The 18,654-nt window shown below is 69.0% G+C and carries 19 protein-coding genes and 1 tRNA gene; 17 read left to right on the top strand and 3 right to left on the bottom strand.

Annotation, left to right across the window (positions count from 1 at the left end):
* Positions 1-140: 140 nt before the first annotated feature.
* The 8 genes from ACZ4FV_RS07595 to ACZ4FV_RS07630 all read left to right on the top strand — a co-directional run bounded on the left by ACZ4FV_RS07595 (position 141) and on the right by ACZ4FV_RS07630 (position 9,095).
* Positions 141-1,031 carry an FhaA domain-containing protein gene (locus ACZ4FV_RS07595; protein WP_395867702.1) on the top strand — a complete coding sequence of 297 codons (891 nt, stop codon included), beginning with the start codon at positions 141-143 and terminating at the stop codon, positions 1,029-1,031.
* A 10-nt stretch (positions 1,032-1,041) separates the two neighbouring features.
* Positions 1,042-1,578: an FHA domain-containing protein FhaB/FipA gene (locus ACZ4FV_RS07600; RefSeq protein WP_395867704.1), complete on the top strand. Its 537-nt coding sequence runs from the start codon at positions 1,042-1,044 to the stop codon at positions 1,576-1,578.
* 5 nt (positions 1,579-1,583) lie between these two features.
* Positions 1,584-3,164 (top strand): PP2C family protein-serine/threonine phosphatase, encoded by a 1,581-nt coding sequence (locus ACZ4FV_RS07605; protein WP_402234771.1) that lies wholly within the window; start codon positions 1,584-1,586, stop codon positions 3,162-3,164.
* Positions 3,165-3,174: 10 nt separating this feature from the next.
* Positions 3,175-4,848 (top strand): FtsW/RodA/SpoVE family cell cycle protein, encoded by a 1,674-nt coding sequence (locus ACZ4FV_RS07610; RefSeq protein WP_395867708.1) that lies wholly within the window; start codon positions 3,175-3,177, stop codon positions 4,846-4,848.
* A gap of 34 nt (positions 4,849-4,882) precedes the next feature.
* Positions 4,883-6,412, top strand: coding sequence for a peptidoglycan D,D-transpeptidase FtsI family protein (locus ACZ4FV_RS07615; protein ID WP_395867710.1), 1,530 nt, complete (start codon positions 4,883-4,885; stop codon positions 6,410-6,412).
* Between the two features lie 206 nt (positions 6,413-6,618).
* Positions 6,619-8,517, top strand: coding sequence for a Stk1 family PASTA domain-containing Ser/Thr kinase (pknB, locus tag ACZ4FV_RS07620; RefSeq protein WP_395867712.1), 1,899 nt, complete (start codon positions 6,619-6,621; stop codon positions 8,515-8,517).
* A 232-nt stretch (positions 8,518-8,749) separates the two neighbouring features.
* Positions 8,750-8,887 (top strand): DLW-39 family protein, encoded by a 138-nt coding sequence (locus tag ACZ4FV_RS07625; protein WP_020557117.1) that lies wholly within the window; start codon positions 8,750-8,752, stop codon positions 8,885-8,887.
* 135 nt (positions 8,888-9,022) lie between these two features.
* Positions 9,023-9,095, top strand: a tRNA-Ala gene (locus ACZ4FV_RS07630).
* A gap of 111 nt (positions 9,096-9,206) precedes the next feature.
* On the opposite strand, the gene ACZ4FV_RS07635 is transcribed toward ACZ4FV_RS07630, so the two are convergent.
* Positions 9,207-9,809 carry a DUF5324 family protein gene (locus tag ACZ4FV_RS07635; RefSeq protein WP_395867960.1) on the bottom strand — a complete coding sequence of 201 codons (603 nt, stop codon included), beginning with the start codon at positions 9,807-9,809 and terminating at the stop codon, positions 9,207-9,209.
* 201 nt (positions 9,810-10,010) lie between these two features.
* On the opposite strand from ACZ4FV_RS07635, the gene ACZ4FV_RS07640 reads away from it, so the two are divergent.
* Together ACZ4FV_RS07640 and ACZ4FV_RS07645 are read left to right on the top strand one after the other, a co-directional pair.
* Positions 10,011-10,541: a peptidylprolyl isomerase gene (locus tag ACZ4FV_RS07640; protein ID WP_465322132.1), complete on the top strand. Its 531-nt coding sequence runs from the start codon at positions 10,011-10,013 to the stop codon at positions 10,539-10,541.
* Between the two features lie 62 nt (positions 10,542-10,603).
* Positions 10,604-11,479: a rhomboid family intramembrane serine protease gene (locus ACZ4FV_RS07645; RefSeq protein WP_395867716.1), complete on the top strand. Its 876-nt coding sequence runs from the start codon at positions 10,604-10,606 to the stop codon at positions 11,477-11,479.
* Positions 11,480-11,662: 183 nt separating this feature from the next.
* On the opposite strand, the gene crgA is transcribed toward ACZ4FV_RS07645, so the two are convergent.
* Positions 11,663-11,914: a cell division protein CrgA gene (crgA, locus tag ACZ4FV_RS07650; RefSeq protein ID WP_020557121.1), complete on the bottom strand. Its 252-nt coding sequence runs from the start codon at positions 11,912-11,914 to the stop codon at positions 11,663-11,665.
* Positions 11,915-12,044: 130 nt separating this feature from the next.
* Between crgA and ACZ4FV_RS07655 the strand changes: the two genes are divergently transcribed.
* The 7 genes from ACZ4FV_RS07655 to ACZ4FV_RS07685 all read left to right on the top strand — a co-directional run bounded on the left by ACZ4FV_RS07655 (position 12,045) and on the right by ACZ4FV_RS07685 (position 17,447).
* Positions 12,045-12,794 carry a DUF881 domain-containing protein gene (locus ACZ4FV_RS07655; RefSeq protein WP_465322154.1) on the top strand — a complete coding sequence of 250 codons (750 nt, stop codon included), beginning with the start codon at positions 12,045-12,047 and terminating at the stop codon, positions 12,792-12,794.
* A 49-nt stretch (positions 12,795-12,843) separates the two neighbouring features.
* On the top strand, positions 12,844-13,536 hold the full coding sequence (locus ACZ4FV_RS07660; protein ID WP_395867718.1) for a class E sortase: 693 nt from the start codon (positions 12,844-12,846) through the stop codon (positions 13,534-13,536).
* 88 nt (positions 13,537-13,624) lie between these two features.
* Positions 13,625-13,837 (top strand): hypothetical protein, encoded by a 213-nt coding sequence (locus ACZ4FV_RS07665; RefSeq protein ID WP_395867985.1) that lies wholly within the window; start codon positions 13,625-13,627, stop codon positions 13,835-13,837.
* Positions 13,834-14,472, top strand: coding sequence for an aminodeoxychorismate/anthranilate synthase component II (locus tag ACZ4FV_RS07670; protein ID WP_395867720.1), 639 nt, complete (start codon positions 13,834-13,836; stop codon positions 14,470-14,472). Before ACZ4FV_RS07665 ends, ACZ4FV_RS07670 begins: the two co-directional genes overlap by 4 nt.
* A gap of 500 nt (positions 14,473-14,972) precedes the next feature.
* Positions 14,973-15,968: a class E sortase gene (locus ACZ4FV_RS07675; protein ID WP_402234778.1), complete on the top strand. Its 996-nt coding sequence runs from the start codon at positions 14,973-14,975 to the stop codon at positions 15,966-15,968.
* A gap of 65 nt (positions 15,969-16,033) precedes the next feature.
* The gene (locus ACZ4FV_RS07680) at positions 16,034-16,813 is read left to right on the top strand and encodes a class E sortase (protein WP_465322134.1); all 780 of its coding nucleotides are present in this window, start codon (positions 16,034-16,036) and stop codon (positions 16,811-16,813) included.
* Between the two features lie 97 nt (positions 16,814-16,910).
* Entirely contained in the window at positions 16,911-17,447 is a 537-nt protein-coding gene (locus ACZ4FV_RS07685; protein ID WP_402234784.1) for a hypothetical protein, read from the top strand.
* A gap of 274 nt (positions 17,448-17,721) precedes the next feature.
* Here the strand turns inward: ACZ4FV_RS07685 and ACZ4FV_RS07690 are convergent, their stop codons facing one another.
* Positions 17,722-18,606, bottom strand: coding sequence for a phosphotransferase family protein (locus ACZ4FV_RS07690; RefSeq protein WP_402234785.1), 885 nt, complete (start codon positions 18,604-18,606; stop codon positions 17,722-17,724).
* Positions 18,607-18,654: the final 48 nt, after the last annotated feature.

An 18,654-nucleotide genomic window follows, 5' to 3' on the forward strand; every position in this document is an offset into this window, starting at 1 on the left:
AGGGTGTAGGAATCCCTGTGAAAGCCAACACTCCTTACAGTGGCCACGGTAGGGAACCGCGCCCGTTTCCCACGCGTGGATACGATCAGTGAGCAGACTGTAGGACCGGACCGGCCGATCGCGTACGGAAGGAGGTGCCCGTGGGTCCCCTGAAGAAGTTCGAGCAACGGCTTGAGGGCCTGGTCAACGGCGCCTTCGCCAAGGCGTTCAAGTCGGATGTCCAGCCCGTCGAGATCGCCAGCGCGCTCAAGCGCGAGTGCGACAACAACGCGACGATCTGGAACCGCGACCGAACCATGGTCCCGAACGACTTCGTCGTCGAGCTCGGCCAACACGACTATGAGCGCCTGAGTCCGTACGTGCAGCAACTCGGCGGCGAGCTGGCGACCGTGGTGCGGGATTACGCGCAACAACAGCGCTACTCCTTCATCGGTCCGGTCGAGGTCCACTTCGAGCATGCCGACGACCTGGACACGGGTCTGTACCGTGTGCGCAGTCAGGCACTCGCGGGCAGTCAGTCGCACCATGAACAACAGCAGCCCCCACACCAACCGCCCTTCCCGGGCGGGGGGCCGCAACCGGAGCAGCCACCACAGGGTTATGGATACGGTCGACCCGGCGGGCCACCCCCGCCCGGGGTGCCCGCACCACCGCCCTTCGGCCCGCCCGGGACCCCGGGAACGCCGACGCCTCCCCGGCCGCAGCCGGGGGAGCAGGCAGCCTACGGTCAGAGTCCGCCGCCGGCACCACGGCTGCGTACCTGGCTGGAGGTCAACGGGGTGCGTCACGAGCTCACTGCCCCGGTCGTGAAGTTGGGCCGCAGCACCGATGTGGAAGTTCGCGTGGACGATCCGAGCGTCTCGCGGCACCACGCCGAGATCCGCATCGGCGCTCCCGCGTCGATCACGGACCTCGGTTCGACCAACGGGATCGTCGTCGACGGTCAGCACTGTCAGCGTGCCGGTCTGCGCGACGGATCCCGCATCGTGCTCGGCAGCACCACTGTCGTGTTCCGCCAAGCCGAGGGGTGACAACGGGCGCATGTCTGAGCTGACCCTCACCGTTATGCGGTTGGGTTTCCTCGCTGTGCTGTGGTTGTTCGTGATCGTCGCCGTACAGGTGATCCGTAGCGACCTCTTCGGCACTCGCGTGACCCAACGACCCGCGCGGCGCAGAACCGCCGCGCCCGCCGCCGGTGGAGGAGGTGCCGCTCCGCCCTCGCAGGCGCAGCCGGCCCCGCCTCCGCAGCGGCAGCAGGCCCGGCCCCGCCGCGGCCAGCGCAACAACCCCAGCAAGCTGGTGATCACCGAGGGCTCGCTGACCGGCACGACGATCAATCTGACGGATCAGCAGATCACCATCGGCCGGGCGCACGACTCGACCATCGTGCTCGACGACGACTACGCGTCGAGTCGGCACGCCCGCATCTACCCTGCGCCCGACGGCAGCTGGGTGGTCGAAGACCTCGGGTCGACGAACGGTACCTACTTGGACCGTACGCGCCTGACCGGTCCGACCCCCGTGCCGCTCGGTGCGCCGATCCGCATCGGCAAGACCGTTATCGAGCTGCGCAGGTAGCCTGAATGAGCCTCTCTCTCCGCTTCGCCGCCGGATCCCACAAGGGCATGATCCGCGAAGGCAACGAGGACTCCGGCTATGCCGGCCCTCGGCTGCTCGCGGTCGCCGACGGCATGGGCGGGCAGGCAGCGGGCGAAGTCGCCAGCTCCGAAGTCCTGTCCACCATCGTCGAACTCGACGAGGACGTGCCCGGAGCCGACCTGCTGGACGCGCTGCGTTCGGCGGTCGATCGCGCCAACGACCGACTGCGTGTGATGGTCGACGACGATCCCCAGCTCGAGGGCATGGGGACCACGCTGACCGCGCTGTTGTGGACGGGGAGCCGACTCGGCCTCGCCCACATCGGCGACTCCCGTGCCTACCTCCTGCGTGACGGCGCCCTGGAACAGATCACCCAGGACCACACCTGGGTGCAACGCCTGGTCGACGAGGGCCGGATCACCGAGGAGGAAGCCGACCACCATCCGCAGCGCTCGCTGCTGATGCGTGCCCTGGACGGGCGCGGCCACGTCGAGCCGGACCTGTCGGTGCGCGAGGCCCGCCCCGGCGACCGTTACCTCATCTGTAGCGACGGCCTGTCGGGGGTGGTCAGCCGGGAGACGATGGAGGGCACCCTCCTCACCTACGCCAACCCCAACGACGCGGTGCAGGAGCTGATCCAGCTCGCGCTGCGCGGCGGCGGCCCCGACAACATCACGTGCATCGTCGCGGACGTCGTGGATCCGTCCGACCAGCCCTCGGACAGCCCGATCGTGGTCGGCGCGGTGGCCAGCATCGTGGACGACACCACGACCCTGCCGACCACACCCGCCTCCCGGGCCCGCGAGCTGACCGCCGGCGAGTACGAGACCGAGGCGCTGGTCTCCGAGCCGGGCAGCCGGCGCAAGCCCAAGCCGAAGTCCACGCTGCGCAGGACCCTGCCGATCTGGGGCGGTGTCGCGGTGCTCGTGGCCGCGCTCGGCGGCGCGTACTACTGGACCCAGACGCAATACTTCGTGGCCGACAAAGGAGACCACGTCGCGATCTACCGGGGGATCGACTCGAAGATCCTGGGCCTCAACCTCGCGAGCACGTATCAGAGCTACGACGACGTGAAGCTCACGATGATCGGCCAGACCAACCGGGACGCGGTCAACAGCACGCTCGACGCGGCCAGTCTGACCGAGGCCCGGCACACCATCGACCGGCTCAAGCGGCAGGCCGACGTGTGTCGCAGGGCCTACGCGGCGGACGACGCGAAGAAGGTCGAGGGTGTCCCCGGCGCCCAGCCCGCCGGCAGCGTGGACCTGTTCCCGCAGCAGAACCTGGGCACGCCGGCCGCGCTCCAGACCAACGCACCGGTGGGCAAGCACACCCCGACCACCGCGTCGCGCAGTGGCCGCTCGTCGGCGCCACCGACCGAACCGGGCAGCAAGGGCAGGGGTCTGTCGACCACCAGCCCGAGCGCGCCTGCCGGATCGGCGCCACCGAGTTCCGCACCGCCGGCCACGGCGCCGGAGGCACCGGGATCGGGGCTCACCGCCGAAGAGGCCGACCTGGCCAAGCAGTGCTATCCGCGACCGCCCGGAACCACCGGAACGAACTGAGGGGAGCGCCGTGAGCAACACGACGATCACCCCCCAAGCCGCACCGAATCGCCGCAACACCGAGTTGATGATGCTCGGCTTCGCGGTTCTGGTGCCGATGCTGGCTTATGCCAACGTGGGACTGGCGGGGGACGGGTCACTGCCGTTGGGGAGCCTGGTCAAGTACGGGCTCGGCCTCGGCGTCTTCGCGGGCCTCGCCCACCTGCTGGTGCGCAAGTTCGCGCCGTACGCCGACCCGCTGTTGCTGCCGTTGGCCACGTTCCTCAACGGCATGGGCCTGATGTTCATCAGTCGGCTCGACCTGGACATCGTCAAGGGGATCGGCCTCCCCAACAACGTCAAGGGCACCGCGGCGGCCTCGTCCCAGTTGATGTACTCGGCGATCGGCATCGCGCTGTTCGCGGGCGTCGTGGTGATCATGAAGGACCACCGGCTGCTCCAGCGCTACACCTACTCGTTCATGGCGCTCTCGCTGGTCCTGCTGGTGTCGCCGATCCCGTTCCCCGGCGACATGTACGGCGCCAAGATCTGGATCCGGCTCGGCCCGTTCAACTTCCAGCCCGGCGAGTTCACCAAGATCGTGCTGACGATCTTCTTCGCGGGCTACCTGATGGCCAAGCGGGACGCGCTCGCGCTGGCCAGTCGCAAGGTGATGGGGCTGTACTTCCCGCGTGGTCGGGACATGGGCCCGATCGTGGTGGTCTGGCTGCTGAGCATCCTGATCCTGGTGTTCGAACGCGACCTGGGCACCTCGCTGCTGTTCTTCGGCCTGTTCGTGGTGATGCTCTACGTGGCCACCGAGCGCACGAGTTGGCTGCTGTTCGGCGTGATCATGGCGGTCGGCGGCGCGACCATCGTCGGAACCTTCGAGCCGCACGTGCACGACCGCGTGGCGGCCTGGCTGAACCCGTTGGCGGTCTACAAGGGCGACGGCTCGGTGCAGTCCGAGCAGCTCGCCCAGGCGCTGTTCGGCTACGGCACCGGCGGTCTGCTCGGTACCGGCCTCAACCAGGGCCACCCGACCGAGATCGGCTTCGCGGCGCGCAGCGACTTCATCCTCACCACGGTCGGCGAAGAGCTGGGCCTGGCCGGGATGATGGCCGTCTTCATGGTGTACGCGCTGCTGATCGAGCGCGGCCTGCGCACGTCGCTGGCCGCCCGCGACCCGTTCGGCAAGCTGCTCGCGGCCGGTCTGTCGGTCTCGGTCGCGCTCCAGGTCTTCGTGGTCGCGGGCGGCGTGACCGGCCTGATCCCGCTGACCGGTATGACGATGCCGTTCCTGGCCCAGGGCGGCTCGTCCGTGATCACCAACTGGGCCCTGATCGCGATCCTGATCCGGATCAGCGACACCGCCCGCCGACCCGCCCCACCGGCCGGGGCGTTCGACCCGAGCGAGGGCGTCGCGCCCCGGCGCGGCTCGCACGCCTCCAACCGCGGTGGCACCCCCGCGGCCGGCACACCCACCCCGTCGACGCCGAGTTCGACGCCGGCCGGCGGTTCCGCCTCGCCCGAGGCGCTGACCGTGGCGGGCGGGGTGCCCAGTGCCCCCGGCGGCCCCGGCGCGACACCGCCCGCGGGCGGATCCGGAACGCCACCCAGACCCTTCGTTCCCCCGCCGAACCCCGGCGGCGGCACTCCGTACGGCCCACCGGGCCAGAGCGGCACCGGCGGGCAGAACCCGTGACGGCCGCAACGCACGTCCAGGGGAGGGACATACCGTGAACAAGCCTTTGAGGCGGGTCTCCGTCTTCTGCCTGATCCTGGTCGCGGCGCTGATGCTTCGGGCCAACTGGGTCCAGGTCGTCAAGGCCGACGACTATGCGAGCAACAGCCACAACAAACGGGCGATCTACGAGAAGTATTCGCACCCGCGCGGCGACTTCCTGGTCGAGGGCAAGCCGATCACCAGCTCGGTCAAGACCGACGACAAGCAGTACGAGTTCCTGCGCAAGTACGAGTTCGGCCCGATGTACGCGCCGGTCACCGGCTACATCTCGCCGTTCGTCGGCAAGAACCTGCTGGAGAGCATCGACGACGACATCCTCAGCGGCAAGGACAGCCGGCTGTTCGTCCGCAAGGTGCTGGACACGGTGACGAACAAGGGCACCCGGGGCGGCAACGTCGCGCTGACGATCAACGCCAAGGCGCAGGAGGCCGCGTACAACGGCCTCAAGGACAAGACCGGCGCCGCGGTCGCGCTCGACCCGGAAACCGGCAAGGTGCTCGCGATGGTCAGCACACCGTCCTACGACCCGAACGTCCTCGCCCAGAACAACCGCAACGAGGTGGCCGAGGCGTACGACCAGCTCACCTTGGACACGGACAAGAACCGCAAGAAGCCGGACACCAAGTTCGACCCGAAGATGCCGATGGACAACCGGGCGATCCGGTACACCTATCCGCCCGGTTCGACCTTCAAGCTCATCACCGCGGCGGCGGCGCTGTCCGAGGGCAAGGCCAAGCCGAACGAGGCACCGACGGTCCCGCTCAAGGGCGACACGCTGTTCTACCCGTCGTCGACGCAGGGGTTGAGTGAGAAGAACCACCCGGGGTGCATCGGTGCGACCGTGCAACGAGCGCTCGAGCTGTCCTGCAACACGGTCTTCGCCCAACTGGGCACCGACGTGGGCGAGGCCAAGTTGAAGGAGCAGGCCGAGAAGTTCGGCTTCAACAACTTCGGCAAGGGCGCCAACGACAACCCGCTCGACATTCCCAGCCGGGTCAAGCCCAGCCTGTTCCCGGGCGGCAACGACGGCGGACAGCTCATGCGGTCCTCGATCGGCCAGGAGAGCGTGGCGTCCACGCCCATGGAGATGGCCATGGTCGTCGCCGCGATCGCCAACAACGGCAAGGTGATGAAGCCGTACGTGGTGGACGAGTTGCGGGCGCAGAACCTCTCGGTGCTGGAGAAGACCCAGCCGCAGATGCTCAGCGAGGCCGTCTCGACCGAGGTCTCGGCGCAGTTGCGGGACATGATGCAGGGCGTCGTCAAGGACGGCACCGGCAAGCCCGCCGCGATCCAGGGCGTCGAGGTCGGCGGCAAGACCGGTACCGCGCAGCAGGGGTTCAACAACGGCAAGAAGCCGTACGCGTGGTTCGTCTCGTACGCCAAGGGCGCCGACGGCAAGAAAATCGCCGTCGCGGTCGTGGTCGAGCCCGACGACAACGTCGAGCGGGACGACATCGCCGGTGGCCAGCTCGCCGGCCCGATCGCCAAGTCCATCATGGAAGCCGTGGTCAAGAAGTGAGCCATGGCCCGCGATCGCACACCTGATCACTCCGACCACTACTGCAATCAGATACCGACGTGCCCTCGTGACTCGGGTGTGACGGTCCCGCGGGGCGTCGCACCGGTACCGTGTCGGAGAACGCGCCGGACCGGTCGGGCAACCGACCCGGTCTCGGCCGGCCGAAGACCGAAGGCCGTGGACCGGTAAGGGAAGGGCTGGAAGTTATGGAAGAGCCGCGTCGCCTCGGCGACCGGTACGAGATCGGCGCGGTCCTCGGCCGTGGTGGCATGGCCGAGGTGTACATGGGCCGTGACATTCGTCTGGGACGCAGTGTGGCCGTCAAGACACTGCGCGCCGATCTCGCCCGTGACCCTACGTTCCAGGCCCGGTTCCGACGCGAGGCACAATCCGCCGCCTCGCTGAACCACCCGGCGATCGTCGCGGTCTACGACACCGGTGAGGACTACATCGACGGGATCTCGATCCCGTACATCGTGATGGAGTACGTGGACGGCTCGACGCTGCGCGAGCTGTTGCACTCCGGCCGCCGGTTGTTGCCGGAGCGCGCGCTGGAGATGACCGCCGGTGTGCTCCAGGCGTTGGAGTACAGCCACCGCAACGGGATCATCCACCGCGACATCAAGCCCGCCAACGTCATGCTGACGCGGCAGGGCACGGTCAAGGTGATGGACTTCGGCATCGCGCGGTCCATGGCCGACAACGGCATGACGATGACGCAGACCGCGGCCGTGATCGGCACCGCCCAATACCTCTCCCCGGAGCAGGCGCGCGGCGAGACCGTGGACGCCCGCACCGACCTGTACTCCACCGGTTGTCTGCTCTACGAACTGCTCACCGAGCGTCCGCCGTTCATCGGCGACTCGCCGGTCGCGGTGGCCTATCAGCACGTGCGCGAGGATCCGCTGCCGCCGAGCACCTTCGATCCGGAGGTCTCGCCGACGATCGACTCGATCGTGCTCAAGTCGTTGGCCAAGAACCCGGACAACCGGTACCAGAGCGCCGATGAGATGCGCGCCGACATCGAGCGAGCCCTGCACGGGCTGCCGGTGGGCGCGCCGAGCGTGATGGCCGCGCCGATGGGAGCCGACCCGGCGACGCAGTACCTGCCGCCGACGGCGGGCGGGGCGACCCAGGTCATCCCGGCACACGGTCAGGGGCCGAACACCGGACAGTACGAGCTCGACGACAACGATCGGCGCCGGGACGAGCCCGGGAAGTCCCGGGGCGGTGCGTGGATCCTGCTCGCCCTGGCCTGCATCGCCGTCCTGGTCGCCGCGTTCTTCGTCGGCAAGACGCTGATGGGCGGCGACGAGGACAAGTCCGCGAGCGCGCCGGTCCTGGTCGGCAAGACCGTGGACGAGGCGAGCAGGGCGGTCGAGAACGCCGGCTTCAAGCTCAAGATGAACGACGATCCGACCCAGTGCCCGCAGGTCGCCGGCTCCGTGAAGGGGAACATCTGCAAGCAGATCCCCGAGGCCGGGGCGAGTGCCAAGAAGGGCGACACGATCCAGGTCTGGGCCTTCGGCGGTCCGAAGAAGACCACCGTCCCCACCGGTCTCAAGGGGCTGTCCGACGAAGAGGCCACGGCCAAGCTCAAGGCCGCGAACCTGGTCGCCGAGGTGCAGCGCAGTCAGACGCTGACCAACTGCACCCGCGACACCGTGTGTTCGACCAGCCCCGACTCCGGCACCGAGCTGAACGAGGGCGACAAGGTCACCCTCAACGTCTTCAGCGGCAAGCCGCAGCACGACATGCCGAACGTGGTCGGCTCGTCCTATGACGACGCCAAGGCACAGTTGGAGAACCTGCAGCTCAAGGTGACCAAGTCCGAGCAGTACAGCGCGGACAAGCCGGTGGGCACGGTGATCAAGCAGAGCCAGAACCCGGGCGGCAAGGTCACCGAGGGCAACACGATCAACCTCACCGTCTCCAAGGGCCCGCAGCCGGCCACCTCGTCGCCGCCGCCCTCCTCGGGCAGCCCCGGCGGCAGCACCGGCGGTGCCACCACTCCGCCACCGTCCACGGGCGATTCCCGTGGTGGCGGCGGCAACCCGATCATGGGCGGCGACCTCCGCGGCGGCCACGGCAACTGGCCCAACTGACCGAGGACATCCGCACACGGCAGGGCAGAGGGCCCCGGAGGCAACCGCCTCCGGGGCCCTCTGCTTCTCCCGTCCCGCCGGCCCGGCGGGTCACCGACCGGCGCCTGACCGGGGCTTTCGGTATTGGTCGGTGCCTCCGTGCACCTGTTATTGTCGAGCCCAACCCGGCCGCGGCGCTCCGGCGTACGGACAGGTGCACGAACGTCACTCGCAGGACGGAGAGGCCACGCTGATGAAGAAGCTGATCCTGGTGGCTTTGGCTGCTGTAGGTGGCCTGTTGGTCTACCGCCAGATCCAGGCGGATCGGGCCGAGCAGGATCTGTGGACCGAGGCGACGGACGCGGTTCCGGCGGGCACTGCCACCCGCTGAACAGATCTTGCGGGAGACCCCGCAAAAGCTTGAACCCATCCGGGGGAAGGGCGCGTTTCACGTGAAACGTCCCTTTCCCCGGATGAGGTGTTGTCCACCCCGACCCGGATTACCGGTAATCTGGTTCGGCACCGAGGGGCCTTAGCTCAGCTGGTAGAGCGCTGCCTTTGCAAGGCAGATGTCAGGGGTTCGACTCCCCTAGGCTCCACAGACCGCGCACCCGAGGTGCGCACGACGAAGGGCCCGCCGCACCATCCGGTGCGGCGGGCCCTTCGTCGTATGCCGTGAGTCGACTGTTGTGAGTCGACGCGGGTCGCGGTCAGTCGGTCTTCGGCGCGGTCGAGCGGAACTCGTCCTCGGCGGGCTTGACCTCGTTGTCGAGCGTCTCGACGGTCGTCGGCGTGGTCGCCGAGCCCTGCGGCGCCACATCCGGTTCGTCGGTCAGCCACTCGGGCTGCGCGTTGCGCCGCCGCCACCACGTGAAGACCACGTAGCCGCCGCCCGCGACCGCGGTGATCAGCAGGAACCGACGGCCTCGGCCGCGGCGCCGCTTCTTTCGGGTGACCTTCTCGATCTCCGCCGCGGTCACCTCGCCCTTGATCACCGACAGCGCCGCACCGGCCCGCGAGAGGGCCTCGTCACGGACGGGCTCGGCCGCCTCCCTGGCCTGGTCGACCACCAGGTGCACACGCGGCACCACGTCGTGGCGGACCCGGTGGCGGGCCATCTCCACCGCGTGCTCCACCCGCGGGGCGGCGTTCTCCTTGGCCTGCACCAAGGCGGGGACCACTCGTTCGCGGGTGGTCTCCACCGCTCGATCACGAGCCGCGCCCGCGTAGTGGGCCGCCGCGTCCTTCGCGTTGGCGGCGTGTGGGGCGAGCCGCTCCCTGGTCCTGCCGGTCGCCTCACGTACCGGATCCATGCGGGTCACGACATCCTCCTACTCGCCGGGTTCATCCGCTATCTGTTCCCGACGATCCCGGGATCATGCGCCGCGTATCCGCCCGGGATCCGTACGGTGGAACCGTGCCGGCGGCGGCCTCGTGGCAGGAGCCGCCCGCAGCATGCGAGGATTTCGAGGATTCAGGAAGACCGTCCGTGCAACCGTAGGGAAGGCGCATCAGTGGCCGAGGATCTTTTCGCCACCATCAAGACCAACCACGGGGACATCCGCATCCGGTTGTACCCGAACCACGCGCCGGAGACGGTCGCGAACTTCGTCGAGCTGTCGCAGGGGCAGCGCGAGTGGGTCCACCCGGGCAAGGGGCAGAAGACCACCGAGCGCCTGTACGACGGCACCGTGTTCCACCGGGTCATCTCCGGCTTCATGATCCAGGGCGGTGACCCGCTGGGCACCGGTACCGGCGGCCCAGGCTACCGCTTCGCCGACGAGTTCCACCCGGATCTGCAGTTCTCCAAGCCGTACCTGCTGGCGATGGCCAACGCGGGACCGGGCACCAACGGCTCCCAGTTCTTCATCACCGTGGGTGCCACGCCGCACCTGAACCACAAGCACACCATCTTCGGCGAGGTCGCCGACCCGGAGAGCCGCAAGGTCGTCGACGCGATCGCCGGCACCGAGACCGACATGCGTGACCGTCCGGCCTCCGACGTCGTGATCAACACCGTCGAGGTCGAGACCGTCAAGTCCTGAACCCCGAGCACACGGGCCGGGGCCTTCGGGTCCCGGCCCGCGTCGCGTGCCTGAAGGTGAGCATGAGCCCCGACCAGCAACAACCGGGCGCGGCGGGTCCGGCCGGACCGCCCGTGTGCTACCGGCATCCCGACCGCGAGTCGAACATCCGCTGCACGCGCTGCGAGCGCCCCGTCTGCGGCGATTGCATGGTCAGCGCGTCGGTCGGTTTCCAGTGCCCGGACTGCGTACGGCAGGGCACCCGGCAGGTACGCGAGGCACGCACCGTGGCCGGCGGCCGGATCGCGCCCGCGAACGCGATCGTGACCAAGACCCTGATCGGGCTCAACCTCGCGGTCTTCCTGCTGGTCCTGGTGGTCGGCGACAAGTTCGTCGACCGGATGATCCTCTTCGGCCGCTACTTCATGGGCGGCGAGTGGCAGGGCGTCGCCGAGGGTCAGTGGTACCGGCTGCTCACCGCCGCGTTCCTGCACCAGCAGATCTGGCACATCGCGCTGAACATGATCGGCCTGTGGATGCTGGGACCGCCGCTGGAGGCCGCGCTGGGCCGGATCCGGTTCATCGCCCTGTACCTGGTCTCCGCGTTCGGCGGCACCGCGCTGTCGTACCTGATCGCGGACCCCCATCAGGCCTCGTTGGGCGCGTCCGGGGCGCTGTTCGGGCTGTTCGGCGCGATGATCGTGCTCGGTCGCCGGCTCCGGTACGACCTGCGCCCGCTGCTCATCCTGCTGGCGCTCAACCTGATGATCACGTTTCTGAACATGAGCGCGATCGACTGGCGCGCGCACATGGGCGGGCTGGTCGCGGGCACTCTCACCGCGATCGGGATGGTCTACGCACCGCAGCGCAATCGCACGCTGATCCAGGTGGGGACCGTGCTCGCGGTGACCGCGATCATCGTGGCGATAGTGCTGATCAGGACCGCACAGATCACCTGATCGATGTCACCCGATGAATCTGCTTAATGACCCACGGTGATGAATCCGGGATGCAAGCCGTTACTCGCATCCCGGTCACTCGTTGGACCGTAAGGGGTTATCCACAGGATCTGCTCGGTTATCCCCACTGTGGATAACTCTGTGGAGTCCTCCTTGGAAAACCCGCTGAACTGCGCCGACGCGCTACTTCCACTGCGTGGAGACGCCGAAGCCGGCGGCGATGAAGCCGAAGCCGACGACGATGTTCCAGTTCTTCAGGGACTCGACCGGGAAGCGCATGTCGGTCACGTAGAAGACCACGATCCACAGCAGGCCGATCGCGAAGAGAGCCAGCATGAACGGCGCCACCCAGCGGCGCGAGTCCAGCTTTATGGTCGTCTTCTTGGGCGGCGGCGGGGTGAAGTCGTCCTTCTTACGGATCCGGGACTTCGGCACGAGAGTCTCTCCTGTCGATGTAGCCGGACGAGTGGGTGCGCAGCACACGCGACACGATCCGGTGATGTGTCGGTTAGCGTAGTCGCTGTCAGGTCCGGAAGGAGGGTACGGCGACGTGCGTATCTCCGCCATGCGGCCGTCCGGGATGTCCTGGCGTGCGATTGTACCCCGGTTGTCCGCTCTTGTGGTTTTCGCCCTGGCCGGTCTGCTGTTCTGGATCAGCGCCGACACCTCACACGGCACCAATCTGCGCAGCGACGCGCAGATGCTTCGGCTCTCCGACGTGATCCGGGACCAGGGCCGGCGCAACGAGAGTGCCCAGCACGACCTGTCCAAGCTGCAGCGGGACGTCGACTCCCTGGTCCAGGAGCAGGCCAACGACCCCCAGGCACGCGGCCGGATCGACGCGGTCGCGGACCCGGCCGGAGTCACCCCGGTGTCCGGCGAGGGTCTGACCGTGACCCTGACCGACGCCCCGCCGGACGCGAAGTCGCGGGTGCCCGGGGTGCGCGAGCCCACCGCGGACGACCTGGTGGTGCACCAGCAGGACATCCAGGGCGTGGTGAACGCGCTGTGGAGCGGCGGCGCGCGGGCGATCCAGATCATGGACCAGCGCATCGTGGCCACGTCCGCCGTGCGGTGTGTCGGCAACACGTTGATCCTGCACGGTCGGGTGTACTCGCCGCCGTACGTGATCTCGGCGGTGGGCGACACCGGTGCCCTGCGGCGCGCCCTGGACGAGAGCAAGAGCGTGTCCAACTACACCGACTACGTCGAGGCGTTCGGACTCGGTTGGAAGGTCGAGGACAGGAAGCGCCTGGACGCACCGGGGTACACGGGCCCGCTTGGCCTGGAGTATGCGAAAGTCTCCGGGACGTGATCGACAGCGGTGAACCGAGGGGAGTCTGACGACAGTGTTGCGGACCGCGATGCGAGGCCTCGGGGAGGTCTTCATCACACTGGGCGTCGTCATCCTGCTGTTCGTCGTCTATCAGCTCTACTGGACCGGAGTACTGGCCGATCGGGCGCGCGCCGACGAGATGCACAAGCTCGACGAGGCGCGCAAGCGGACCGTGGCGGCGGCGCCCAAGAACGTGCCGGTCGCGCAGACGCCCCCGCCGGCCCCGTACGAGGACGGCGAGCCGTTCGGCACCATGTACGTGCCGCGGTTCGGGAGCGACTGGTACAAGACGATCCGGCCCGGGGTCACGCCGAAGGAGCTGCAGAAGGGCCTGGGTTGGTACAAGGGCAGCGCGCAGGCGGGCGAGGACGGCAACTTCGCGATCGCCGGGCACCGCAAGACCTACGGCGACCCGTTCCTGAACGTACCCAAGCTGCAGGTGGGCGACAAGATCGTGATCGAGGGCATCACCGAGTGGTTCGTCTACTCGATCGACAAGCCGGTCAGCCTCTCCGGTGACAAGGCGGTCCTGAAGACCATCCCCGAGGACGTGCACGTGCTCGACCCGGTGCCGGAGAAGGCCTATACGACGGCCGGGAAGTACATCACCCTGACCACCTGCGAACCTGAGTTCGGCAGCACGCACCGGTTGATCGTCTGGGGCCACCTGGAGTCGCGCACTCCGTTGGCGGCCGGCAAGCCGGCGGCGTTGCAGGGATGAGCGAGTCGAGCCGCGCGGGCGGCGAGCGAGAGAGGGCCTGGGCCTGATGTACGGCTGGATCTGGCGCACTCTGCCGGGGAACGCGTGGGTGAAGCTGTTGATCTCCCTGCTCCTGGTGTTGGCGATCGTGTACGCGCTGTTCACGTGGGTCTTCCCGTGGGCGGAACCCCTGCTGCCGTTCAGCGATGTGACGGTGGATCAGGACAGCGTCACGAACACCACCGGTCCCGGCGCGCCGCGCCCGGCCGGTGCGACCGGTGCGACCTCCCCCACGACCCTGCCGGGAGGGCTGCCCGGATGAGCGCGCGCATTCTCGTCGTGGACAACTACGACAGCTTCGTCTTCAACCTCGTGCAGTACCTCTACCAACTCGGCGCGACCTGCGAGGTGCGCCGCAACGACGCGGTGACCGTGGAAGAGGCCGAGGAGTTCGACGGCGTCCTGCTCTCGCCCGGTCCCGGGACGCCCGAGGGCGCCGGGATCTGCATGGAGATGGTTCGTCGCGAGGGCGGCCGGGTGCCGGTCTTCGGGGTGTGCCTGGGGATGCAGTCCATCGCGGCGGCGCACGGCGCTACCGTTGGCCGGGCACCCGAGCTCCTGCACGGCAAGACCAGCCCCGTGCTGCATGAGGGGTCGGGCGTCTTCGCCGGCCTGCCGTCGCCGTTCACCGCGACGCGCTATCACTCGCTCGCGGTGGACCCGGACACGATTCCGGCCGAACTGGAGGTGACCGCATGGACCGAGACCGGCGTGATCATGGGCCTGCGGCACCGCGACCGACCGGTCGAAGGCGTGCAGTTCCACCCGGAGTCGGTGCTGACGGAGTACGGCCACCGGATGCTGGCGAACTGGCTGGTGACATGCGGGGACCCGACGGCGCCGACCCGCTCGGCGGGACTGGCTCCCGTCGTCGGGCGCACGCCGCTCCCGGCCTGACCGAGCCCCCGATACCCGACGGCGGGTACGGATCGGCCGAGATCGCGCCGTACGCGCCCGGAACGTATGCGGGCGACCTGGTGGAGCCCGGCTTCGCCGCACCGCCCACAACGGCCCTTCCCGCCGTTTCCGAGCCGATTCCGGGTGGCCGCGCCGCCCGGCGGCGGGCCGCGCAGGCCCGACAGGCCGAGGCGGCGGCGGGAAACCCGCTTCCACCGCCGACCGGAAGCCCGCTGCGGCCGCCGACCGGAAATCCGCTTCGGCCGCCGATGGGTGGCCCGGTCCGGCCGCCGACGGGGCCGCCCGCGGACGCGTTCCACGGGGCTCCGGCGCCGCCCGGGGTATCGGGGCCCCGGGTATCGGGGCCCGGTGCGCCGAGGCACAGGGCGGTGGGGCCCGGGACGCCGGGGCCGGGAGCGTTGGGGCCCCCGGCGCCGGGGCCACGGGCCCTCGGACCGGCGGGTGTCGAGCATTCGTCGGCCGCCGCGGCCGACCCCGCCGTGTGGTTTCGGGAGGAGGCGGGAACGGCGATCGCGGGCCCGACGCCGGTTCCCGCACTCGACCCCGCGTACGACCCGTCCCTGGGTGCCACGTCCGTCCTGCCTCCCGTACCGAGCGCCGCGGCCGTGCCGAGCGCCGCGGCCGGCGGCGCGACCGTCTCCGGTGGCCGGGCGGCCCGGCGCAAGGCACAGCGGAAGAAGGGCGGCCGAGGAGCCGCCGACCGCCCGCCCGCCGGCCCGGCGGTCGCCGAGGGGGCCGGTCGGGCCGCGCGGCGCCGGGCGGCCAAGCCGTCGGTGGGCTCACGCGTGCTGACCGCCGGTGCCCGACTCGTCGGCGAACTCGCCATGACGGTGGGCGTACTGCTGGTGCTGTACGTGGTCTACCTGACCTGGTGGACGAACATCGTGGCGGCCGAGAAGGCCCGGGAGGAGGCGCAGGACATACAGCAGAGCTGGAACAACACGCCCGGTCAGGTGGTCGACCCGCGCAACCCCGGCCAATACGTCGCGCCGAACAAGGGGTTCGCGCTGATGTACATCCCGCGGATCGGGATGGAGAAGCAGGCGGTGGCCGAGGGCACCGATCGGGCCAAGGTGCTCAACAACGGCCTGGTGGGCCACTACACGGACCCGCAGACCGCGATGCCCTGGGACGCCCAGGGCAACTTCGCGGTGGCCGCGCACCGCAACGGGCACGGCGAGCCGTTCCGCTACATCAACAAGCTCAAGCCCGGCGACAAGATCGTCGTGGAGACCGCGACGACGTACTTCACGTACACCGTCGACGCCGACCTGCCGGAGACCTCGCCGCAGCACATCGAGGTGATCGACCCGATCCCGGACAAGGGCCCGTACAAGAAGGCCGGCCGCTACATCACGCTGACCACGTGCACTCCCGACGGGGCGTCCACATACCGCCTGATCGTCTGGGGACACCTGGAGGAGGAGCGGCCCCGATCGCAGGGCAAGCCGGACGCGCTGCTCCCGGCCAAGTGAGAACACGTCACATTCCGGCCTCCGGGTCCTGACCTAACTGCTTGTCTATGCCAAGCTGTCGACCCATGGGCGTTGTGCGCAAAACGATTCGCGTCGGGGCGGAACTGCTCCTGACACTCGGCCTGGTCGGGCTGCTGCTGTGTGTACACCAGCTCTACTGGACCAACTTCGAGGCCCGCGCCGAGGCCCGCAGTGAAGTGGAGCAGCTCCGCAAGGACTGGGCCAAGGCGGGCACCCCCAGCGCGCCGGAGGCACAGGAGGAGGCGCCCCAGGCGCAGCCGCCGACCGACATCCTCACCGGCCCCACCGACGTGAGCACGGACGGCGGCAAGGACGGCCAGCAGGTGCCCGGTTCGCGCGGCAGCATCCGCGGCGACACGATGGCCGTCCTGTGGATCCCCAGGCTCGGCTCGAACTGGTTCCAGCCGATCATCGAGGGCTCCAGCCTGGCATCGCTCTCGAAGGGCGTCGGCCACTACACCTACCCGCCCTACGTCGGCCCGGGCGGCGCGGGCAACTTCGGCCTCGCCGGGCACCGCAACGGCCACGGCGAGCCGTTCCGCCACCTGAACAAGCTCAGGGCGGGCGACAAGGTGGTCGTGGAGACCAAGACCCAGTGGTTCACGTACACGATCGTCAAGGGCCCGTTCATCACCAAGCCCTCCAACGGCTCGGTGCTCACCGCACGACCCCCGGACCTGGGCGGACCGGCCGGCCGCCGGCTGATCACCCTGACCACGTGCGATCCGGAGTTCACCTCGCGAAACCGAATGATCTACTGGGGCGAACTCACCGTCACCGAAGCCAAGGTCGGCAACACCAAGCCGGCCGCCCTGCGCAACTGACCCACCGAGGGCGGCCCGACCCACACCCCCACCCGACCGGGAACGACGGCCTCATCCCACGGGGCGCCACGGGCCATCGGCTGTAACATCCTCGCTCATGCTCAGGAGACGATGGCCGTGGCGTGGTGGCAGGCAGGGCGAAGCCGATTCGTCCTCGCCCGGAGACCGCCCCTTGGTCGCGCTGGTCTCGCTCGGCACACGGCCGTCCTTCCCGAGTGACCGGATACGGATGTGGCTCGTGGAGTACGTCCGCCTCCTCGGGTTGCGGTGCGACGACGTCACCATCGACGCCGGCGCCATGCCGCGAGCCGGCGAATCCGCAGCCTGGGCCGAGCAACTCGCGCCCCGACTCGACGGCGCCGATGTCGTGCTGCTCCTGCGCCCGCAAGGCCCGCCCGAGGCGTGGAAGGTCACCGACGAAATGGTGAAACTCGCCTGCGACGCGGTCCGAACACGCTGGGCGGCGAAACCCTTCGGCGAAGTCGTGTACACCCACAGACGACTCAAGGTCCTGGACGTGCCCGGCCCGCACGACGCCTGGTTCCGCTTCCGCGACAGAGGCAGCCCCTGGTATCCCCAGGACGTCGTCGCCGCGGTAGGACTACGACTCCGCACCCTCCTCGAACGCGCCTAGGCGTGTCCTCGATCCCCCGCCGAACTCCACGACGCCGGGGCCGCCGCCCCGCGTGCCTGGGCCTGCCCGGTCCGGCAGGGCGGGGGCGGTTCGATCAGCCGCTGCGGTGCGTACCGGCGGCCCACATCGGGGCGTGACGTCCGAGCACCCATGCGCGTAAGCGGGCAATAGTCTCTGTCCTGGCTTGTCGGCTTCTCTTCAGGGATCACGGATCGGCTCATCCCGGGACCGTTGGGCGACGGTCTCCGGGCGCTTCGGTTCGCGGGTCGTGGTGTCAGTCGAGCCGGTATCGGGCCCATTCCCGGGCGGTGTCGGCAAGTGCTCGTGAGTGCGGCCGTGCCCGGGCGGATCGGGTGATGAACTCCCACATCCCGGACAACTTCACGGCGAACGCGTCGATCACCCGGTCGGGCGCCTTCGCGAAAGCCGGCACGTGCATCGCCCACGCTTCGGCCGCTTCGGGCGTATGGCCTTCGTGCATGAGGCGGACAACCACGTACGCGGCATCGATCCACGCGGCACCTCGCGCCGACCATGCCCAATCGATCACGCGCACCCGATCATCCTTGGTGAGCATGTTCGCCGGGTGCAGGTCGGAGTGAACGAGGGTGTCGCCGTCCAATGAGGCGCCACGTTCGAGCGTCACGAGCACCCCTATGTGTGCGCGTGCCCAGGGATCAAGGTCATCGGGTGACTTCGTATAGACGGCAGCCCACCCGGGGGCGGCGCCCCATCGGTCGGCGATCGAGTGCAGTGCGGCGGAGGGACACGGCGTCAACGTCTCGGCCATCGTGACGACCAGGTAGCCGATCACGTCCAGGTCGCAGGACGTCGGCGACAGCGACGGATACCGTCCGGGCACGTACTCGAACCCGAGCATGTGCCACCCGTCCTGCACCACACTCCACAGCAGCGCAGGGGCGAGCGACACGGGCAGGAACGGCGCGACGGCGGCTTCGTTGCGGTGGGTCCACGCGTACGGCCGGTCCGCACGAACCCCCTTGCAGAACACCCGGCCGTCCCGCGTCTCGAGCGTCGCCGAGAACTCCGACGACTTGCCGAACTCGGGGGCGTGCATCGAAAGCACGGGGCCGGTGTGCTGCTGGATCTTCTCCCGGACCGACTCGGGTAGTTCGGTCCAGGCATGGCGACGGGGCATGATCGATGCTCTCTCGCTTCAGGGCGGATGGGTTGAAGGGGCGCCCCC

The organism is Embleya sp. NPDC025285 (genome assembly GCF_055558835.1).